At 55.8% G+C, this 16,475-nt stretch carries 11 protein-coding genes; 8 read left to right on the top strand and 3 right to left on the bottom strand.

What is annotated here, in order from left to right:
* Nucleotides 1-53: 53 nt before the first annotated feature.
* From QZ298_RS07245 to QZ298_RS07225, 5 genes are all read left to right on the top strand, one after another.
* Nucleotides 54-2,486: a DUF5689 domain-containing protein gene (locus tag QZ298_RS07245; protein WP_296007404.1), complete on the top strand. Its 2,433-nt coding sequence runs from the start codon at nucleotides 54-56 to the stop codon at nucleotides 2,484-2,486.
* Nucleotides 2,487-2,605: 119 nt separating this feature from the next.
* Entirely contained in the window at nucleotides 2,606-3,799 is a 1,194-nt protein-coding gene (locus QZ298_RS07240; RefSeq protein WP_296007401.1) for a DNA/RNA non-specific endonuclease, read from the top strand.
* 74 nt (nucleotides 3,800-3,873) lie between these two features.
* Nucleotides 3,874-4,899: an endonuclease/exonuclease/phosphatase family protein gene (locus QZ298_RS07235; RefSeq protein WP_296007398.1), complete on the top strand. Its 1,026-nt coding sequence runs from the start codon at nucleotides 3,874-3,876 to the stop codon at nucleotides 4,897-4,899.
* 19 nt (nucleotides 4,900-4,918) lie between these two features.
* Nucleotides 4,919-7,801: a TonB-dependent receptor gene (locus QZ298_RS07230; RefSeq protein WP_296007395.1), complete on the top strand. Its 2,883-nt coding sequence runs from the start codon at nucleotides 4,919-4,921 to the stop codon at nucleotides 7,799-7,801.
* Between the two features lie 22 nt (nucleotides 7,802-7,823).
* Complete coding sequence (locus tag QZ298_RS07225) at nucleotides 7,824-9,173, top strand: DUF5689 domain-containing protein (RefSeq protein WP_296007393.1); 1,350 nt, start codon at nucleotides 7,824-7,826, stop codon at nucleotides 9,171-9,173.
* Between the two features lie 260 nt (nucleotides 9,174-9,433).
* On the opposite strand, the gene QZ298_RS07220 is transcribed toward QZ298_RS07225, so the two are convergent.
* From QZ298_RS07220 to QZ298_RS07210, 3 genes are all read right to left on the bottom strand, one after another.
* Entirely contained in the window at nucleotides 9,434-12,244 is a 2,811-nt protein-coding gene (locus QZ298_RS07220; RefSeq protein ID WP_296007571.1) for a pitrilysin family protein, read from the bottom strand.
* 80 nt (nucleotides 12,245-12,324) lie between these two features.
* Complete coding sequence (locus QZ298_RS07215; RefSeq protein WP_296007391.1) at nucleotides 12,325-12,549, bottom strand: helix-turn-helix transcriptional regulator; 225 nt, start codon at nucleotides 12,547-12,549, stop codon at nucleotides 12,325-12,327.
* Between the two features lie 50 nt (nucleotides 12,550-12,599).
* On the bottom strand, nucleotides 12,600-13,316 hold the full coding sequence (locus QZ298_RS07210) for a DUF2975 domain-containing protein (RefSeq protein ID WP_296007388.1): 717 nt from the start codon (nucleotides 13,314-13,316) through the stop codon (nucleotides 12,600-12,602).
* A gap of 376 nt (nucleotides 13,317-13,692) precedes the next feature.
* On the opposite strand from QZ298_RS07210, the gene QZ298_RS07205 reads away from it, so the two are divergent.
* The 3 genes from QZ298_RS07205 (at nucleotide 13,693) to QZ298_RS07195 (ending at nucleotide 16,463) form a co-directional block, all read left to right on the top strand.
* Nucleotides 13,693-14,427, top strand: coding sequence for an acyl-ACP thioesterase domain-containing protein (locus QZ298_RS07205; RefSeq protein ID WP_296007384.1), 735 nt, complete (start codon nucleotides 13,693-13,695; stop codon nucleotides 14,425-14,427).
* A gap of 62 nt (nucleotides 14,428-14,489) precedes the next feature.
* Complete coding sequence (locus tag QZ298_RS07200; protein WP_296007381.1) at nucleotides 14,490-15,026, top strand: ferritin-like domain-containing protein; 537 nt, start codon at nucleotides 14,490-14,492, stop codon at nucleotides 15,024-15,026.
* Nucleotides 15,027-15,242: 216 nt separating this feature from the next.
* Nucleotides 15,243-16,463 carry a transglutaminase family protein gene (locus QZ298_RS07195; RefSeq protein ID WP_288849126.1) on the top strand — a complete coding sequence of 407 codons (1,221 nt, stop codon included), beginning with the start codon at nucleotides 15,243-15,245 and terminating at the stop codon, nucleotides 16,461-16,463.
* Nucleotides 16,464-16,475 lie beyond the last annotated feature (12 nt).

The following is a 16,475-nucleotide window of genomic DNA, read 5'->3' as shown; positions in this document are numbered from 1 at the left end:
TGTTGAAAGTGTAAACGGAAACCACAATTGTTTTATCTTAAAAATCAATTTTTATGAAGAGGTTCAATTTTTGGCGTTCCTTGTTCTTTTCGGCGCTGGCTGTAATGGCTTTCGCTGCTTGTTCGGACAAGGATGATGACAATGGCGGCGGTGCCGAGGCTTCCATCACGGTCGATGGCAAGGGTGCCGTGGCGCTCGGCGTCACGGGTGCGGCAGGCGATCAGACTGCCGAAGTCTCTGTCGTGTCGTCGGGTGTCTGGACGCTCGCTTTCGAGCAGGAGCAGGCGTGGTGCACGGCCAGCGTGCTTTCGGGCAACGCCGGCGTGACGTCGGTCAAGTTCACGGCCGTCGAGGCTCTTCCCGTAGGTGTTTCGGAGCGTTCCGCGTTCGCTGTACTTTCGACTTCGGGTCTCATCTACGGTGTGCCTTATACCAAGACTGCCAAGATTTCCATCCGTCAGTCCGCAGACGGCAAGGCTACGCCCGAGACCAACGTCGCAGCCATCCGTGCTTTGCTCAAGGCGATGAAACCCACGCAGACCAAGCAGCCCGTCAGCGAGGCGCTGGCTGCCATGACCATCACGGGCGTTGTCGGCTCCGATGCCGAGGGCGGCAACATGGGCGATGCGTTCTATATCGCCGTGCAGGATGCGACGCCGGTCAAGGATGCCGGTCTGACGTTGAGCAATTCGCAGTTCTCTACCTTGAAGCCCGAAGCCGGTACGGTCATTTCGATTCCTATGGCCGGTGCACAGGTAGGTACCTATGGCAACGTCATCCAGTTGACGCTTAACAACGATGCAGCGGTCAGCACCTGGCCCGGCGACGCTCCCGAACCGGTAGTCGTGACTCCCGCCGAGCTGCTCGACTACGAGTCGATGGTCGTGAAGATCGAGAATTGCTATCCGACCGACAACTACAACGAGGCTTGGTACAATTCGTCCAACAAGGGCAACGTAAACTTCATGACTTTCAACGATGAGACTTTCGTCGGTTACATGGGCAGCAAGGCGACCATCGGTGCCACGATCGTTCCGCAGAAGAGCGGTTCGCTGATCGGTATCGCAGGCCAGTACAACGGCACCAAGCAGGTCAAGCCTCGTACGGCGGCCGATATCCAGCTTACCGGCGAGATTCCCGCCATCGAGTACACCAAGGCAAAGATCAACGAACTCAAGGCTGGCAATTACGAGGTCGAGGCTACGCTCGTCGCTGTTTACCAGAAGGGGCTGTTGTTAGCCGACGGTACGGGTTACACGCTCGCGTTCAACAATGATTGGAGCAAGCAGGATTCGAATCCCTACATCAACGATGTGAACAAGACGATTACCGTCAAGGGTCAGGTTGTCGAGTACAACGGTCTGCTTCAGTTCTCGAAGTTCGAGGCCGAGATCGGCGGCGCTTCGACTCTCGTGCTGCCCGAGCCGGTAGTCTTCGACGCTGCTGCGCTGACCGCTTACGATAGCGACAAGAAGTACGAGTACGTGTCGTTGACCGGCGTGCTGAACATCGAGACTGGCACTTCCTACAACACCTATACGGTGGAGGTGGCCGGTTACACTGCGAAAAAGGTAACGCTCGCTTATGGTCTCGATACTTATTACGCAGGCTTGAAGAGCGGCGATGTGGTCGACATCAAGGGTTTCGCCGTTGGTTTCGACACATCCAAGATCAACATCATGGTTCGTGAGATCGCACAGAATACCACGACTCCGACGTTGGTATTTACTACTAAACCCGCAGTTTTCGACGGTAATACTCCCCAACAGCAGAAGATCGAGTTCGTAACGAAGAACCTGCCCGAGGGTGCGCTCGTCGAGTTCTTGTTCGAGGGTGCCAATGCCGATAAGTTCACTGCACCGCAGCAGGATAATACGTCGGTTACCATCAATGCGGTCGGTGCCAATGACAGCGGTGCTCCTTATGTAGCTACGCTTGTTGCCAAGATCGGCTCGGACAAACTGGCAGAACTCGCCGTGGAGCAGGATCGTGCTGTTTCTGCTACGGACAAGGTGTTGAAAGCGGAATTCACGACTCAAGAGCAGCTCGAAGCCATAGGTATTCCGTGGTCCAACGCGAATGGTTTTACCGGGAATAAAAAGGTAACTATCGATGGCTACGACTATAACATAAAGGCTACGACCAAATGTTATGGTATTGGCGTCACTGTGGCCAACGCTAAATATAAAGCAGCCTTGTTCTTGGGTAAAAAAGATTCTTATATCGAGTTCCCGGCTGTCGAAGGCCATAAGTTGGTGTCGGTAGAGATTCTTTGCGGCGAAGCTATGGCCACAGCCAATGTGCTGAATATTGTAGATGCTGCCGGTGTCAAGTACAGTACGGACTTTACCTCTACAACCAACGACAAGGGACAGCTTCATGAGTTCGCTTGCACTGGAACGGCCGTAAATACGCCTTATCGTCTGGTTTTGTTTGCTGATAAGAACCTTCAGGTCAACAGTTGGAAACTGGTTTATAGCGAATAAGTTTCGTGTTCCGATCGAATTCGATTTGTAATCTTTTCTGAAACCCAACTCTTGGCGGGATATTATCCCCGCCAAGAGTTCGGTTTCTTTGAAACACTTTTCTCTTTTTGTTTTTCGGAATGTCTGTTTTCTGCAAATTCCATTTGCCCGCGTGGGTACTTGCGGGTTTTCTTCTTCTCTTTGCGGGATGCGGCGATGACGACCAGGGTTTGCTCGTGGTGCAGCTCGCCGCAGAGACCGTAAATTGCGAAACTACAACGGATCGGATCGTTACCGTCGGCGAGCAGAGGCCTTTTGCCGCCGCGATCGTCAGCCAGAGCGGCGACAGCGCTTGGTGTTCGTTCGAGCCGTTCGCTTCCGGTGCCAGCGTCGTGCTCGAAAAGTCCGGCACGGTCGGCATCCATCTGATTATCTACCTCGCGCGCAACGAGAGCGACGAGGATCGTTCGGCGACTATCGTCGTCGGTGCCTCCGGCCAGTCCGTTATTACGTTGACGCTACGGCAGTTGGCTTATTCCCCTACGGCGTTCTTCGACCGGCAGTGGGGCGAACAGCCTGCCTATCAGAAGAACGAGGATTATACCTACAAAACTTATTATACGACCCTTACCCGGGGCGGTCGCGTCCGCAATTACTCCATTTGCTTCGATAAGGAGAAGCGCGTGTCGCATTGGGTCGCTTATCCCCTCACTACCAATTACGTCGAGCCGTCGGTCGTGCGTACCAACCGATGGGCTTACGATCCCAATAACCAGCAGCCCGCCATTCCCCAGTCGGAGCAGTCCAATGTCGTCCGGGCTTTCGGCCGTGATGCCGTGCGCGGTCATCAGTGCCCCTCGGCCGACCGATACAGCAACGAGGCCACCAATGCCATGACTTTCTACGCGACCAACATCATGCCGCAGAACTATGATTTCAATGGAGATATTTGGGCCAAGTTGGAGAAAAAGATACGCGATAATATGGGGTTTTCCCGCCAAGATACGATCTTTGTCGTGACAGGAACTTATTTCGGCAACGACCGGACGATTACCGACGCAAGCGGCAATAAGGTCGCCTATCCGTCGCATTGCTGGAAAGTGTTGCTGCGTTCTTCCGGGCGGCGGGCCGTGTGGGAGAGTTCCGCCGACCAGCTCTACGGCATCGGTTTCTGGTTCGCCAATGACGCGTCGAATACCGGGCCGTTGAGCCGTTATTCGACCTCGATCGCCGATATCGAGCAGAAAACCGGCTTCACTTTCTTCCGCAACATCCCGGCCGATGCCGCTGCGCAGGTCAAAGCCCAACATAACCCCACGGACTGGAGTATTTGAATGAATATTGTTGTACAAAAATTTTTTCGATGACCTCCGAATTTTCGAATCAATCGTATTTAATATAAGCCGTTATGAAGAAATTCCTTCTTACAGGATTGTTCGCCGCGTTGATCGTGGCTTGTTTCGCCCAGAAACCCTACAAGGTGGTCTTCTACAACTTCGAGAACCTTTTCGACACCATCAACGACCCCGATGTGCTCGACGAGGAGTTCACGCCCGAGGGGTTGAAGAGGTGGAATTCGACCAAGTACAACAAGAAGATCGCCAACCTCGAACGCGTGTTGTTCGACATCGCTGTCGAGGACAAGGACTTCCCCGCCGTGATCGGCGTCTCCGAGATCGAGAACCGCAATGTCATGGAAGACGTCATTGCCCAGTCCAAGTTGGCGCATGCCGATTATCGTGTCGTGCATTACGATTCGCCCGATCTCCGCGGTGTCGATGTCGGATTCTACTACCGGCCCGATGTCTTCAAGTTGGAGGGCAGCGCGCCCATTCCGTTCCACATGCCCGAGTTGCCCGACTTCCGTACGCGCGATTTCGTTACCATGTGGGGCACCATCGATAGCGAGCCTTTCTTCTTCCTCGTCAGCCACTGGCCTTCGCGCCTGGGCGGCAAGGAGGCTTCCGACCCCAAGCGTATGGCCGCCGCACGTCGTGTCAAGGAGATCGTCGATTCGGTGCAGTGCGCCAATCCTGCCACCAAGGTCGTGGTCATGGGCGACTTGAACGACGACGCTACCGACGACAGCATCGTCGAGGGCCTCGGCGCCAAGGGCAAGCCCCAGGAGGTGCAGCCCGGCGACATGTTCAATCCGTTCATCGCCTTGCTCAAGGCCGGTTACGGTACGTTGGCTTACCGCGATTCTTGGAACTTGTTCGATAATATCGTCGTTTCGGCCAATCTGGTCGACGCTCCTGCCGGCACCTTGCGGTTGCTGGCCGTCGGCAAGTTCTACGGCGGCATCTTCCGGCGTCCCTACATGATCCAGAAGAGCGGCCAGTACAAGGGTTATCCGTTGCGTACGTTCGTCGGCAACGATTTCCAGGGCGGTTTCAGCGACCATTTCCCCGTCTATATTTACATCGGCAAATAACAGTGCAAACAGCAACCTTATGAAACTGAAATCTTTACTTCTTTTCTTGCTCGCCGTCGCCCCGTGCGCTGCGACTTATGCGCAGGATGGCGGCATCCGAGGCAAGGTCGTCTCGCGCGGCAACCGCGAGGCGTTGAGCAATGTCAAGGTGACGCTCGAATCCACCGGATTGACCGCCGCCACCGACAAAGACGGCAATTTCTTCTTCGAGAATCTGCCGCAGGGCGATTATCGCGTGGCTTTCGACGCTCCCGACATCGAAGACCTCGAATTGCGTGTGCGCGTAGGGCAGAATGTGCGCGATCTGAATGCTGTCGTCGTTTCGCCTCTGGCAAGGGGCGCCGGCTTCGACGATTCGATCTTTGCCGAGTTCGACAGCGATTCGTCGTCTTCCGACGAGCAGGCGCTGCCTTCGTCGCTCTCGGCGTCCAAAGACCTTTTCAACAGCGTCGCGTCGTACCGCTTCAGCGAGATGCGTTTCAACGTCCGCGGCTACGATTCGCAGTATTCCGATATCTATCTCAATGGCATCCGTTTCAACGATGCCATGACCGGTTACGGCCCCTGGTCGTTGTGGAGCGGTCTGAACGACGCTACGCGCAACCAGAATACCGTCGCAGGTCTTACTGCTTCGGATTTCGGATTGGGCGGCATCGCCGGCATGACCAACATCAACGCCCGGGCTTCGCAGATGCGTAAAGGTTTGCGTGTCAGCGTTTCGAACGGCAACCAGATGTACCGTTTCCGCGCCATGGTCTCCTACGCCTCCGGGCAGTTGGACAACGGCTGGTCTTACGGCTTCTCGCTCGGTACGCGCCAGGGCGGCAACGGTTATGTCGACGGGGTGTATTACAATTCCTATTCTTACTTCCTCTCGGCCGAGAAACTTTTCAACCACGATCATCGTCTGGCTTTGACTATCCTGGCTTCGCCTTCGGAGCGCGGTGCACAGCAGGCGTCGACCGACGAGGCTTACAAGCTCTTCGGCAATAATTATTACAATCCCAACGTCGGTTACCAGGACGGCAAGTTGCGCAACTCCCGCGTCCGCGACACCCACGAGCCGATCGTCATGCTCAACTACACCTGGGACGCTACGGAGCGCACGCGCCTGAACGCCGCCACCTCCTTGCGTTTCGGTAAGAACGGTTATTCGGCCCTCACTTGGAAGGATGCCGCCGATCCCCGCGGCGATTACTATCGTTATCTGCCGTCGTCGCTTACCAGCCAGATCGTTCCCGGCGTGACTTCCGAAGAGACGATCTACGAATATTTGCAGCGGGCGCAGCAGTTGGCCCAGAACTTTACCGGCATGTTGCAGTACGACCGGTTCTTCCAGGAGAACCGCTTCGTCGACAATACGTTGGTCGAGCAGTTCGCCAACAGCGACGACGAGAATTTCAAGCGCATGATTTCGATTTACAACCGTTCGAACATCATCCTCGAAGAGCGTCATACCGACCAGCTCGACTACAACCTTGCGGTCGATGCTTCGCACCAGATCCGCAACAACATGCGTATCGTCGGCGGCTTGAACCTGCGCGCCAACCGTACGTGGTATTACGATGAGGTCAAGGATTTGTTGGGCGGCGATTATTGGTACGATATCGACAAGTTCGCCGAGCGCGACATGTCGCAGAATGCCATCAGCTACCAGAACGATCTGGATTATTACGAGCAGACGGGGCATGCCCGCATCGCGCGCAAAGGCAACAAGATCAGCTACAACTACCGGGCTCATCTGTTCGAGACCAATGCTTGGGCGCTCTACAACTATGCCATCGGCGGTTTCTCTCTGAACGTCGGTGCCAAGTTGGGTTATTCGACCATGCACCGCGAGGGTCTGTGGCGCAAGGGGTTGTTCCCCAACAATTCGCAGGGCGATTCCAAGAAGCTCGATTACTTCGTTTACAGCGGCAAGGTCAACGCATCGTATCGTTTTTCGGGCGCCCATTCGCTGGAAGCCGGTTTGGTCTTCATGCAGAATGCGCCCAAGTTCGTCAACGCTTTCGTCTCGCCCCGTACGCGCAACACGACCACGCCGGGCGTGTCGGCCGAGAAGATTTTCGGCGTCGACTTGACCTACAACCTCAACTTGCCTTATATCAAGGCCCGTGTGTCGGGTTACTTCTCTACCATGAACGATCAGACCAAGGTCATTTCGTTCTACGACGATGTCGAGCGTTCGTTTACCAACTTCGCCATGAGCGGCATCGACAAGCGTTACTACGGTGTCGAGGCAGCCGTGTCGGTACCCATCTGGAACGGTATTTCGGCCATCGGTGCCGTAAGCTGGGGCGACTACACCTATACGTCGAATCCCAATTTTACCCAGACCATCGACAACGTAGACAAGATCGTTTCCAATCCTGGAGAAAAGGTTAATTGGAAGGGGATGCACGTCGAGAGTTCGCCTCAATTGGCGTTCAACATCGGTCTCGATTATCGCGGCCCGCACAACTGGTTCGCGGCGTTGAACTTCAATTATTATGACAACCTCTACCTCTCGATGAACCCGTTCTACCGTACCTCGCAGGCGTCGGAATATTACAACAAGGTCATTGCCAACGAGGTGCTCAAAGGCCCCGACATGGACATGTCCAAAGTCCGGGCTGCTCTCCAGGGTATCGACGACATGCGCGCACAGGAGAAGTTCGGCGGCTATTGCACGTTGAGCGCCAGCGTCGGCAAGAACTGGTACATCCATCGCCAGTATATGCTGGGTTTCAGCCTGGAGGTAAAGAATCTGCTCAACGACCAGGATATCCGCACGGGCGGTTACGAGCAGATGCGTCTGCGGCGCGTGCGTACAAAGGAGGGTGTGAAGTTCTCGCGTTTCGATTCGAAATATTTCTACATGTTGGGAACTACCTATTATCTGAATGTTTATTTCCGTTTCTAATCCCGAAAAGCGATTGCGTACTATGAAAAACTATAAATTATTTCTGGCTGCCGCGGTCTGTGTGTTGGCTGTGGGGTGTTACAACGATTTCGACACCCCCGCACCCGCCAAAATATGGAGCGACGAGGATATGGAGCTGATGGGGCTTCGGCAGATTTCGATCAAGGAGGTAAAAGATCGGTTCGTCTCCGCTTTCGGTTCGTTGGAGAACACCGGTTCCAACAATAGTTGGTCGGACACCAAGACCCTCAAGCTGGGGGTGCCCGCAACACCTGTCGAGGCCGGTTTTGAGAGCAATCCCGGCAACATGAAGTTCTGGGAGGAGGCTGCCGAGTGTTATATCAAGGGCAAGGTCATTTCCAGCGACGCCCAGGGCAACGTCTACAAGTCGTTGTATATCGACGACGGTACGGCTGCCATCGAGTTGAAGCTCTGCGGTACGTTGTATACCACCTACCGGCTCGATCTGTCGACCAACGATAGTTCGTGGGTCTACGTCAAGTTGAAGGATTTCTATCTCGGCAACTACCGTATGATGCTTTCGTTGGGCGACGGCCCGTCGAATGCGCTCAACACGGGCTTGCGCGATAAATACTATGCCAATTCCAATTTCGAGAGTCCCGAGTTGTGGTGCAACCTCAATAACCCCGAGTTCAACCGTGTGCTGCGGGGCGCTCCCTGCAAGTTGGTCGAGGCCAGCATCGACAACGTGGTCATCAATACCACGCCCGACGAGAACAAACCCAATATCATCGTGGTCGATCGTTCCAACTATAATAAGCTCAACCAGGATTATTATGGCCGTCTGATCCGTTTCATAGACGTGAAAGTCCGTTATGCCAACGTCACTTACCAGGATGAGAAGCGCGATGCCAACGGCAATATCGAGTACGATGCCAACGGCAACATCATCTGGGGCGATAACATCACTGCGCCCGCATTCGGCACTAACGGCGATCCGTTCCCCAACTGGATCGTTACCGACTCGGGATCGCCTATCTTCAGTTCTTGGTATTATTGGGCTTACAGCCGCGAGAACGTCAGCCTCTATGGCGCCGTGCTCATGGTGTTGAACGAGAATGCCAATGGCTCGGCCGATCCGGGTGCCTATTCGATCCGCACGAGCGGTTATTCGCGTTTCGCCATGCGGCCCGTGCCGCGCAACGGTTCGGTGGGCAACGTGTTGGGCATTTATAGTATCTATTCCCAGCGTCTGAACGATTATGCGCAGTACCAGATCACGGTCAACCGCATGCAGGACCTTGAGTTTCCCGCTTCTTCGTTGGTTTCGCAGGCTTGGATCGACCATAATACGCCCCCGGCGTCTTATAATCCGCCCGTCAAGGACGGCGCCGGCGAGTACGACGATTAGTTCATAAGGGGCGGGCGGTTTGGCCCTATTCTCCTTACTTCAAGAGGTGCTGAAAAGCACCTCTTTTTTTGTCGGAGCGGGGTGTCGGGAAAGGTGTTAGGAACGAGCGAATACAGCGGCATGAACGGCAGGCGACGGAACGATGGAGTCTCGCGACGTGGAGGAGGAATTCGGGGTATAGACCGGGAATACTGTCTGTTAAAAAACGTCCGCCGCTCCTATTGGGCGGCGGACGGTAGGATTGTTTAGCGATCTGTGCGTTATTCAGCTTTTTCCGGACGCATCACGACCTTTACCAGATTGCCGTCGGAAAGAATCTTTTGCGCCATGGCCTGTACGTCGGCGTTGGTCACGTTGCGCAGCGCCTTTTCGTAGTCGGCCAGGTAGTTTTCGCCCGACGTGTATTTCGATTTCACATATTTCATCCACTGGGGATTCTGTTCCATGCTGTTGGCCCAGCTCTTGAGCATGAATTCGCGGCTCTTTTCGATATCTTCCGTCAGCGGGCCTTCGGCAGCGATCTTTTCGAGTTCCTGCATCACGATCTCCAGCAGTTCGTCTACCATTTCTTCGTTGGTGTCGAAGACGATGTACATTTTGTAGGTCTCGTTGGGCAGGTATTCGTTCGTGGCGTATACGCCGACGCCGTAGGTGCCGCCCTTCTCCTCGCGGATCGAAATCAGGTAGCGCGAGTCGAGCGCCTGGGTCAGGAACGACAAGGCCAGCTTGTTTTCGAACGTGTAGGGCATGTCGCCCGAGAAGAGGTAGCGTACCGACACCTTGGGCTGCTGCATCGGCACACGGAACGTATCCGCCACCTGGCCCTTGACCGGTGCGCAGTTGTCATCGATGGCCGTCGTCTTATTCTTGGTCACGGGTATCGAGCCGATATATTTCTCGACCAGCGGCTTGAGCGTTTCCAGGTCGACGTTGCCTACGAAGAAGAACGTGAAGTCGTTCGCTCCCGGGTAGAGCTTGCGGTAGATCGTCGGCAGGGCTTCGAAGCGGAATTTTTCGAGCGTTTCGGGCGTCGTTACCTGACGGCGGGGGTTGTGGCCGTAGGCTACGTCGGTAAAGCGTTCTTCCATCAGGAACTGGGGATCCGACTTGACGTTCTCCAAGCGCGAACGCACCATCTTCATCAGCGTGTTGTAGTCGGTCTCGTCGAAGCGCGGCTGCGTAAAGTTGAGATAGAGCAGCTGGAGCATCGTCTCGATGTCCTTGGGCGAGCAGCTGCCCTCGATCGAGCTGGTATAGTTGTCTACGCCCGTGTTTACCGACGCCGTGATGCCCGAGAGTTGTTTGCGCAGCTCCGTGGCCGAGAATTTGCCCATGCCCGACATCGAGTTGATGGCCGGAAGCCATTCGGCCATGGCCAGTTCGTCGTCTTCGAGTACCGACAGACCGCCTTCGGACGTTGCGTTTATGCGCACCTCGTCGGCCTTGAACGTCGTGGGCTTCACAACGATCTTCACACCGTTCTTGAGCGTCCATTCCGTGGTGCCGTAGGCGGCGTCTTCCACCGTCTTCTTCACAGGCGAGCCTTTCAGCTTCACTCCTTCGGGCAGCAGCGGTTCCTTGACCGTCGTGTCTTCGTGTGCGGCCAGTTCCGAGGCCGTTACCTTGTCGCGGATGGCCAGGATTTCGGCTTCTGTGGGCGTTGTCAGACCTTCCTTGGCAGGTGCCGTGATTACGATTACTTGGTTGACCGGCGTTATCAGTTGCTGGGCCACCGCATTGACCGTGTTCAGGTCGACCGATTGCAGCAGCATGCTGTCGATCTGCCATTCGGTCTCGGCATCGGGCATCGGTTTGTTCTTGCTGTAATTGTTCAGATAGGTGTGTACGAATTCGTTGTTCGTGCGGTCGTTGCGGTTGGTGTAGGTACGCTCCGCTTGACGCATCAGGTCATTCTGGGCGCGTTCGAATTCGCCTTGCGTGAATCCGAAGCGGCGCACTTTCTCCATTTCGCCGTAGATCGCTTCGAAACCTGCGGGCAGTTTGCCGTCCTGCGTCACCGCAATGAAAGCCGTGAATTCCAACGTCGGAATCAGCCCCAAGATGTCGCCCGTGGCCATGCCGGCACCGATGAACGGTGCGTCGGGCTGCATGGCGATCTCTTGCAGCCGGTCGTTTTCCATGGTCGAGATGTAAGCCTGGATCACGTTGAACATTTCGGCTTGCACCGTGTTGTTCATCGCCTTGGGCAGTGCCGGACGCTTGATGAAAATTTGTATTTTCGAATCCTGCATTTCGGGATCGGCCAGGATCGCAACGATCGGCGCTTCGTTGTCGGGCACCGTGACGCTCTCTTTCTGCGAGGCGCTGGCTTCGGGAGCCGGGATGTCGCTCATCAGCGTCTTGATCTTGTTTTCCACAGCATCCACGTCTACGTCGCCCGCCACGATGACGGCCTGGTAGTCGGGGCGGTACCATTGGTGGTAGAAGTCGCGCAGCACCTGGTGGTCGAAGCTCTTCAGGTAGTCCAGATAGCCGATCAGGTTGCGGTGTTCATACTTCGAACCCTTGCCCAGCGCTTTCAGCATCGTCATCATCGAGCGCCATGAGGCACCGTCGCGCGTGCGCAGTTCTTCGCAGATCACGCCGCGTTCCGCGTCGATCTCGTCGCCCTCCAGTGCAATGAAGTGCGACCAGTCGTGCAGAATCAGCAGGGCCGAGTCGATGATCCCTTCGCGGGTCGTCGGCACGTCCTTGATCTGGTAGGTCGTCTGGTCCCAGCCTGTTCCGGCATTGAGGTTGTAGCCGAACTTCACGCCCACGGTCTCCAGATATTCCGTCAGCATCTTGTCCGGCAGGTTCTTCGTGCCGTTGAATGCCATGTGTTCCAGGAAGTGGGCCAGCCCCTGCTGGTCGTCGTTTTCCTGGATGGCTCCCACGTCGTGCAGGATGTAGAAGTCGGCCTGTCCCTTGGGCTTCTCGTTGTGACGGATGTAATAGGTCATCCCGTTCTCCAGTTTGCCCGTGCGCAGCTCCTTGTCTGCCGGGATGGGCGTCAGACCCGGTTGGGCCGTCATGCTGCCTGCGGCAAGTACCGTGAGCAGCAGCAACATCATTTTTTTCTTCATACAGCGGTTTATTTGAAACGATTGTTTTCGGTTGGCTCCGGTGCGTCGGGGGCCGGTGCATCGGCTCATGGACGAGAGACCGGTTCTTCGGGGCGATATTCGATGATATCGCCCGGCTGGCATTCCAGTTCGCGGCAGATGGCTTCCAGCGTCGAGAAGCGGATGGCTTTCGCCTTGCCGTTTTTGAGGATCGAGAGGTTCGCCGGCGTGATGTCCACGCGCTCGGCCAGCTGGCCGAGCGATATTTTGCGCCGGGCCATCATCACGTCGATGTTGATGATTATAGCCATATCGTCCCCCCCCCTCCGGGTCGTGTGTTACAATGCAGTATGGTCATGTTTCAGATGGTCAGTTTTTGTTCTTCGCTCAAGTTCTGCCCGATGGCGAATACCTCGGCAGCGAAAAGGATGAGTATGCCCATGATGATCGTCGAATAGGATACATGGAACGTCGTGTCTACGGTGTATCCGCTGCCGGCAAGCAGTTCGGCCGCCCGCAGGTTCATGGCTCGCCCCACCAGATCGTCGAGCAGTTCGGTGGCGATCGCCAGTCCGCCTATGGCGCGCAGATACCAAACATTGCGCTTGTCCAAGGGGCGTTCTTCGCGGATCGAGCCGCGAAGCGAGCGGATGATGAGCACCATCAGTACGACGATGGTCAGATAGGCTCCCATACATAGCATGATCGAGGCGTAGATCCAGCCGCTGCCGCCCAGCGAGCGGAAGGCCAGCGTCAGCATCGAGGCGCCCGGGGCTTCCTGTTCCACCGTCATGCCGATGCGGCGGATTTGGAGTGCGATCTTCGTGTCCGGATGCGCGGTCGTCGCGGTTGCCGCAGCATCGGGGCTTTCGGCGATCGGGATGTTTTCCAGCATGTAGATCATCCGCGGATTGCCCGACAGCCAGTTGGCGGCAATGTCCGTACCGATTTCGCCGCCTTCGTTATAGCCTTGCGAAAATCCCGGCAGGATTTCGAGAGCCAGTCCGGTCGCAAGAACCAGGAAAAACGTTATGTAGATTACCAGCAGTCGTCGCAGGAAGGTTTTTTTGTTTTGCATCTTCCTTGTGTTTTTGTTTGAGACAAAAGGGGCGCAGGGCGTGTGCGGCGACGGTTTCCGGGGTGCGGATCGTGCGATCGCTTCTCTGAGCCATAGTTTCGTTAGGGCAAATATACGATTTCTCCTCGAAAGACAAATAATTTTTATCGTTTTTCGATAAGATCGACAAAAAAATCGCATGGTTTTCATCAAATCCGGCAGTGGCGGGCGGCAATCCGCAGGGTATCCGGATGGATGTCGGAATCGTTTTTTGCAAATAAGCGTACTTTTTTTGTCGTTCGATAATCAGAAGGATTATTTTGTCCTATCTTTGTGTAGGAAAGTTTCCGTTCGGACAAAGTTGTTGCTTTGTCTCGGTTCGGTCGAGTATATTACGATGAAAGCAGAAAAATCGATCTATCCGTTTCGGGTCGAGCCGCAGGACGTCGATTTCACGTTGCGGGCTACGATTTCTTCGTTGGGCAGTGCCGTGCTCAATACCGCAGGCATCGATGCCCACGGCAAGGGCTTCGGAGTCGATGCGCTCCATGCCGATAATTATTCGTGGGTGCTTTCGCGCATCGCTTTCGAGTTCGACAGCCGCCCCGAACAGTATGCAGATTACCGGATCGCTACCTGGATCAGCGATTACGGGCGGGTGCTCTCGACCCGTAACTTCACGCTCTGCGATTCGTCCGGCAACGAGTTCGGGCGTGCCGTTTCGCAATGGGCGATGATCGATCTTTCGACCCGCGCGGCGGTCGATCTTTCGGGGGTGGGAGACGCGCATGCCGATGCCGTAGTCGATGCGCCGCCGCCGGCCGCCATGCCGCGCAAGATCCGCGCCGTCGCGCCCTCGGTTTCCTGCCAGCATAGGGTCGTGTACAGCGACATCGACTTCAACCGCCATGTCAACACCATGCGTTACATCGAAATGATGCTCGACATGTTGCCCATCGAACGGCTTACGGACGGGGCGCCCATGCGTTTCGACATCCATTTCATGAAAGAGTGCCGGTATGGGCAGACGTTGACCGTAGGTGTCGAACACCGCGACAACGGCGCTTTCTTCGAAATCGCGGGCGACGAGGGCGCCGCCGCTGTCCGGGCCGCCATCGAGTGGCCGCAGTAACCGCCGTCCGGCTGCGGTTGGTGGAACGGGTTTTGCAGAGACCCTGCAAAACCTTTCATCTTATGGAAAATACCGCAGTAAAAGCCAAGTACCAGGTCAGCATCGACCTGCTGAACAGCGCCGTAGGCAAAGAGATCGCCACCACGCTTCAGTACATGTATTTCCACACCCGTTTCGAGGATGCGCGATATCAGTATCTTTCGCGGATCATGCGCGAAATTTCGATCGCCGAGATGCGTCATATCGAGGAGTTCTCCGACCGCATTCTCTTTCTGGAGGGCGACGTCGACATGAACGCAGCGTTCCGCACGCGGCAGATTACCGACGTCAAGGAGATGTTGGCTTTCGCCATGCAGTTGGAGCAGAGTACGATCGACCATTACAACGATGCGTCGCGCGTCGCCGCCGAGCACAACGACGCCGTGACGCACAAAATGTTCCAGGACATCATTGCCGAGGAGGAGAAGCATCTGGACACGTTCCGCACCGAGTTGCAGAACCTGACCGACTACGGCGAGGAGTATCTTGCGCTCCAGTCGGTGGCGGGCAGTAAGCATGCGGCCAAGGGCCTGCATCATCATGCCCACGACGAGGAGTAGTCCGGAACGCAAACATCCGGAACGGCTGCTTCCCGCAACATCTGTTCTCCGAACCTGGCTCTCGGCAGAATGACGGGGCGGACGGCTGCGCCCGGATCGGAGATGCCGTTCCTCTGCTGTCGAAGCATCGAAGTGTAAGGTCAGGGCCGGAAATTATCGGGATTCCGACATCGGAGTCCCGGTTTTTTTGTATATTCGCTGAAAACAATGGATATCATGATGAAACGACTCTTCCTGCTTCTCCTTTTAGCTGTCACAGCATCCGGTGCTGCGGCGCAGACCGATTCCCTGCCGCCGTTTGATGCTTTGCTCAACCGTGCTCGCGAGTTTGTCAAGCAAGGCGATTACGCATCGTGCGTGAAGTGTTACGAGGAGGCCGAAAAAGTTTTTGCCGAGTTGCCCGATTCCCTCCGCACGCAGTTTTCCGATGACGGGGAGCTGTTTGGCGGTTTTTATTACAACAAAGCCTGCTACCTCTCGATGGCCGGACGCCGCAAGGCCGCTGTGGAGACGTTCGAACACTATGCCGACCGGGTAATCGGCCGCGAAGAAGTCGATTTCCCCTGGATATGCCAGGATTCCGACCTCGACAACATCCGCTCCGACAAGCGGTTCCGACGGGTTCTCGAACGCCTTTCGCAGTACGGCGACTACAAATCGGTTCTGTGCAGTGCGGCTCCTTACCGGGCCGACAGCGTCGATACGATGCCGCGCTTCCGCTACGCTGCGCCCAACGACCGCAATCTGGTGCGCCTGCGCCGGAAGTTCGATCTCGACAGCATCGCCGGGGCCGGGGATGAAATATCGAAGATACTGAATCTGATGACCTGGGTGCACGATGCCGTACGCCACGACGGCGGCTCCGACAACCCCTCGGAAAGGAATGCCGAGGCGATGATCGAACTTTGCCGGCGCGAGGGCCGGGGTGTCAATTGCCGCATGCTGGCCCAGATTCTCAACGAATGCTACCTGGCCATGGGCTTCAAGTCGCGGTTCGTTACCTGCATGCCCCGCAAGTTGTTCAACGATTGCCATGTTATCAATGCGGTTTATTCCGCGACGCTCGACAAATGGGTGTGGGTCGATCCGACGTTCAATGCCTATGTCATGGACGAGAACGGCACCCTGCTTTCGATTGCCGAGGTGCGCGAGCGCCTGCGCGACGGACGGCCGCTCGTGCTGAACGAGGATGCCAACTGGAATCGCAAGGAGGCAGAGACCAAGGAACATTACCTCGATTATTATATGGCCAAGAATCTTTATTACGTGGTCTGTTCCGAATGGAGCATGTACAACACCGAAACCCGGTGTGAGGGCCGGCCCAGGATGTCCTATGTCGCTTTGGTGCCCGAGGGCTTCCGTCCCGACGAAAGCGCGGTGCAGCTGACGTCGGACGACCGGCGGTTCTGGCAGTCGCCCTACGAAGAAACGAATTGATTCCACTCTTTC

The sequence above is a fragment of the uncultured Alistipes sp. genome (assembly GCF_910580175.1).
Lineage (GTDB): Bacteria > Bacteroidota > Bacteroidia > Bacteroidales > Rikenellaceae > Alistipes.
Note: the sequence above shows the minus strand (reverse complement) of the source record. Positions and strands in the feature narration are given on the sequence as shown.

Bases quoted from the DNA above. Each gene is read 5' to 3' on its own strand.
- QZ298_RS07195 (WP_288849126.1), top strand. From the start codon at position 15,243: ATGATGAAACGACTCTTCCTGCTTCTCCTTTTAGCTGTCACAGCATCC.
- QZ298_RS07200 (WP_296007381.1), top strand. From the start codon at position 14,490: ATGGAAAATACCGCAGTAAAAGCCAAGTACCAGGTCAGCATCGACCTG.
- QZ298_RS07235 (WP_296007398.1), top strand. From the start codon at position 3,874: ATGAAGAAATTCCTTCTTACAGGATTGTTCGCCGCGTTGATCGTGGCT.
- QZ298_RS07245 (WP_296007404.1), top strand. From the start codon at position 54: ATGAAGAGGTTCAATTTTTGGCGTTCCTTGTTCTTTTCGGCGCTGGCT.
- QZ298_RS07230 (WP_296007395.1), top strand. From the start codon at position 4,919: ATGAAACTGAAATCTTTACTTCTTTTCTTGCTCGCCGTCGCCCCGTGC.
- QZ298_RS07225 (WP_296007393.1), top strand. From the start codon at position 7,824: ATGAAAAACTATAAATTATTTCTGGCTGCCGCGGTCTGTGTGTTGGCT.
- QZ298_RS07205 (WP_296007384.1), top strand. From the start codon at position 13,693: ATGAAAGCAGAAAAATCGATCTATCCGTTTCGGGTCGAGCCGCAGGAC.
- QZ298_RS07210 (WP_296007388.1), bottom strand. From the start codon at position 13,316: ATGCAAAACAAAAAAACCTTCCTGCGACGACTGCTGGTAATCTACATA.
- QZ298_RS07220 (WP_296007571.1), bottom strand. From the start codon at position 12,244: ATGTTGCTGCTGCTCACGGTACTTGCCGCAGGCAGCATGACGGCCCAA.
- QZ298_RS07240 (WP_296007401.1), top strand. From the start codon at position 2,606: ATGTCTGTTTTCTGCAAATTCCATTTGCCCGCGTGGGTACTTGCGGGT.
- QZ298_RS07215 (WP_296007391.1), bottom strand. From the start codon at position 12,549: ATGGCTATAATCATCAACATCGACGTGATGATGGCCCGGCGCAAAATA.